Below are 3,529 nucleotides of genomic sequence, written 5' to 3'. Positions count from 1 at the left end.
GTCGCGTACCGCCCGGCGCTCCTCGTGTTCGCGTCACTCCTCCGGGGAGCCCTCCGGCGAATCGCGCGGGCCGTCGCCCTCCTCGCCGCCGCTGTCGCCGTCCTCCTGGCCCGAGGGGGGCTGCCGGGGATCGGAGTCCGGTGCGCCGCCCGGGTCGGGGCGGGGCGGCTTCGGCTGGCGGGTACGGCCGGCGGCGGTGTCGCGGAGGTAGGAGGTGTCGCCGCTCTCCGTCGCGTGCCCGCCGGAGGGCTGGCCCGGACCGACGTCCCGGCGGCGCAGATAGCGCTCGAACTCCCGGGCGATGGCCTCGCCGCTCGCCTCGGGGAGCTCGGCGGTGTCCCGGGCCTCCTCCAGCGTCTGTACGTACTCGGCCACCTCGCTGTCCTCGGCGGCCAGCTGGTCGACGCCGAGCTGCCAGGCGCGCGCGTCCTCGGGCAGTTCGCCCAGCGGGATGCGTACGCCGATGAGGTCCTCCAGCCGGTTGAGCAGCGCGAGCGTGGCCTTCGGGTTGGGCGGCTGCGACACGTAGTGCGGCACCGCCGCCCACAGGCTCACCGCGGGCACTCCCGCGTGCGCACAGGCCTCCTGGAGGATGCCGACGATCCCCGTCGGCCCCTCGTACTTCGTCTCCTCCAGGTCCATGGTCCGCGCGAGGTCGGGGTCGGAGGTGACCCCGCTGACCGGCACCGGCCGGGTGTGCGGGGTGTCGCCGAGCAGAGCGCCCAGCACCACCACCATCTCCACCCCCAGCTCGTGGGCGAAGCCGAGGATCTCGTTGCAGAACGAGCGCCAGCGCATGGACGGCTCGATCCCGCGGACCAGCACGAGATCGCGGGGCTTGTCGCCGCCGACACGGACCACGGAGAGCCGGGTGGTGGGCCAGGTGATCTTGCGCACTCCGCCGTCCAGCCACAGCGTCGGCCGGTTGACCTGGAAGTCGTAGTAGTCCTCGGCGTCCAGCGCCGCGAAAACCTCGCCCTTCCACTCCCGGTCCAGGTGCGCCACCGCCGTGGAGGCGGCGTCCCCCGCGTCGTTCCAACCCTCGAACGCGGCCACCATGACCGGGTCGATCAGCTCGGGAACCCCCTCGAGCTCGATCACCCAGGCCTCCTTCCGAAGTTCCCTTGTGTACCCATCAACCTTACGGCTTCCCGCCCCTCCTGCCGCAGCCTCCGCGCACAGCCGCCCGAACCAGGTCCCCGGTGGTGCATCACCGGTCGAATCAGGGCATCGAACCCCGGATACATCCGAGCTGTGAGGGGGAGTTTTCCAGGAAACCCTGGACTATGACGCTCCGATGACGCTATACATCGGATGATCAGAACAGAGGTCCGATGTTATTCCCCTGGGGGGCCGCACATGAGCCAGACCGTCACGGACTTCGAGGTCCACGACATCCGTTTCCCGACCTCGGAACAACTGGACGGCTCGGACGCCATGAACCCCGATCCCGACTACTCGGCCGCCTACGTCGTCCTGCGCACCGATGTCCCCGACCGCGCGGGCGGGCCGGACGCCATCGGCACGGGCATCGAGGGACATGGCTTCTGTTTCACCATCGGGCGCGGCAACGAGGTGATGGCCGCCGCCATCGAAACCCTGCGTCCCTACCTGGTGGGGCGCCCCGCGCCCCGCACCGCGGCGGATCTCGCCGCACTGCACCGCGAGCTCACCCACGACTCGCAGCTGCGCTGGCTCGGCCCGGAGAAGGGCGTGATGCACATGGCGGCCGGCGCGGTCGTCAACGCGGCCTGGGACCTGGCGGCCAAGCAGGCCGGACTGCCCGTCTGGGAGTTCCTCGCGGGGATGACCCCCGAGGAACTCGTCTCGCTGGTCGACTTCCGCTACCTCACCGACGCTCTCACGCCCGAGGAGGCCCTGGAGATCCTGCGGGCCGCCGAACCGGGCCGGGCCGAGCGCGCCGAACGGCTGCGCGCCGAGGGCTACCCGGCGTACACCACCTCGCCCGGCTGGCTGGGCTACAGCGACGACAAGCTGGTCAGACTGGCCAAGGAGGCCGTCGCCGAGGGCTTCACCCAGATCAAGCTGAAGGTCGGCGGCAGCCTCCCGGACGACGTCCGCCGGCTCGCCCTGGCCCGTGAGGCGGTCGGCCCCGGCATCCGGATCGCCGTCGACGCCAACCAGCGCTGGGACGTGTCCGACGCGGTCGAGTGGATGACCGCGCTCGCGCCGTACGACCCGCACTGGATCGAGGAGCCGACCAGCCCCGACGACATCCTCGGCCACGCCGCCGTACGCTCCGGCCAGCCGGTCAGGGTCGCCACCGGCGAACACGTCGCCAACCGGGTCGTGTTCAAACAGCTGCTCCAGGCCGGCGCCGTCGACTTCGTCCAGATCGACGCGGCCCGCGTCGCGGGCGTCAACGAGAACCTGGCGATCCTGCTGCTCGCCGCGAAGTACGGAGTACCGGTCTGCCCGCACGCGGGCGGCGTCGGACTCTGCGAACTGGTGCAGCACCTCTCGATGTTCGACTACGTGGCGGTATCCGGAAGCCGGGACGACCGCGTGATCGAGTACGTGGACCATCTCCACGAGCACTTCGCCGACCCCACCGTGATCGAGTCGGGCCACTACACCGCACCGAGCGCCCCGGGCTTCTCCGCCCGGATGCTCCCCGAGTCGATCGCCGCACACCGCTATCCGGAGGGGGCCGTATGGCGGTCCCGCCGCACCGAGGAGGCCAACCGATGACCGGCACACGCGACTTCGAGGGAATGGGGGCCCTGGTCACGGGCGGCGCCTCCGGGATCGGGGCAGCCGTGGCGACCCTGCTCCTGGCGCGCGGCGCACGCGTCGCCGTCCTGGACCGGGAGACCGCGGGCGCCCCCGAGGGCACCCTGGCCGTCGAGGCGGACGTCACCGACGACGCCGCCGTACGCCGGGCGGTCGACCGCGCCGCCGCCGAACTGGGCACCCTGCACACCGTGGTGTCCAACGCGGGCATCGGCTCCATCGGCACGGTCGAGGACAACGCCGACGAGGAGTGGACCCGGGTCCTGGACATCAACGTCCTCGGCATGGTCCGTACCGCCCGGCATGCCCTGCCCCACCTGCGACGCGCGGCAGCCGGGCGTCCCGGTGCCGTGTCGATCACCCAGACCTGCTCCATCGCCGCGACCGCCGGGCTGCCGCAGCGCGCCCTGTACAGCGCGAGCAAGGGTGCGGTCCTCTCGCTGACCCTGGCCATGGCCGCGGACCACGTCCGCGAGGGCATCCGGGTCAACTGCGTCAACCCCGGCACCGCGGACACCCCGTGGATCGGCCGGCTGCTCGGCCAGGCCGGTGACCCGGAGGCCGAGCGCGCCGCGCTCAACGCCCGCCAGCCGCTGGGGCGGCTGGTGTCGGCCGACGAAGTGGCCGCCGCGATCGTCTACCTGGCGAGCCCGGCCGCCGCCTCGGTCACCGGCACGGCCCTGGCCGTGGACGGCGGCATGCAGGGGCTGCGCCTGCGCCCCGCCGGAAGCTGACCGCGCGGGGGCGCGGTCCGGAGCGGGGGTACGGCCAGGGC

The 3,529-nt window shown here is 72.5% G+C and carries 3 protein-coding genes; 2 read left to right on the top strand and 1 reads right to left on the bottom strand.

The features are described from left to right. Positions 1–33: 33 nt before the first annotated feature. Positions 34–1,101 carry a PAC2 family protein gene (locus ACFCV8_RS35750; RefSeq protein ID WP_376689728.1) on the bottom strand — a complete coding sequence of 356 codons (1,068 nt, stop codon included), beginning with the start codon at positions 1,099–1,101 and terminating at the stop codon, positions 34–36. Positions 1,102–1,359: 258 nt separating this feature from the next. Here ACFCV8_RS35750 and ACFCV8_RS35745 point away from each other — a divergent pair, with 258 nt between their 5' ends. Both ACFCV8_RS35745 and ACFCV8_RS35740 read left to right on the top strand, forming a co-directional pair. Further along, positions 1,360–2,712, top strand: coding sequence for an L-fuconate dehydratase (locus tag ACFCV8_RS35745; protein WP_376689727.1), 1,353 nt, complete (start codon positions 1,360–1,362; stop codon positions 2,710–2,712). Next, positions 2,709–3,488 carry an SDR family NAD(P)-dependent oxidoreductase gene (locus ACFCV8_RS35740; RefSeq protein ID WP_376689726.1) on the top strand — a complete coding sequence of 260 codons (780 nt, stop codon included), beginning with the start codon at positions 2,709–2,711 and terminating at the stop codon, positions 3,486–3,488. Before ACFCV8_RS35745 ends, ACFCV8_RS35740 begins: the two co-directional genes overlap by 4 nt. The last annotated feature ends 41 nt before the right edge of the window (positions 3,489–3,529 follow it).

The organism is Streptomyces sp. NPDC056347, assembly GCF_042262625.1.
Lineage (GTDB): Bacteria > Actinomycetota > Actinomycetes > Streptomycetales > Streptomycetaceae > Streptomyces.
Note: the sequence above shows the minus strand (reverse complement) of the source record. Positions and strands in the feature narration are given on the sequence as shown.

Bases quoted from the DNA above. Each gene is read 5' to 3' on its own strand.
- ACFCV8_RS35745 (WP_376689727.1), top strand. From the start codon at position 1,360: ATGAGCCAGACCGTCACGGACTTCGAGGTCCACGACATCCGTTTCCCG.
- ACFCV8_RS35740 (WP_376689726.1), top strand. From the start codon at position 2,709: ATGACCGGCACACGCGACTTCGAGGGAATGGGGGCCCTGGTCACGGGC.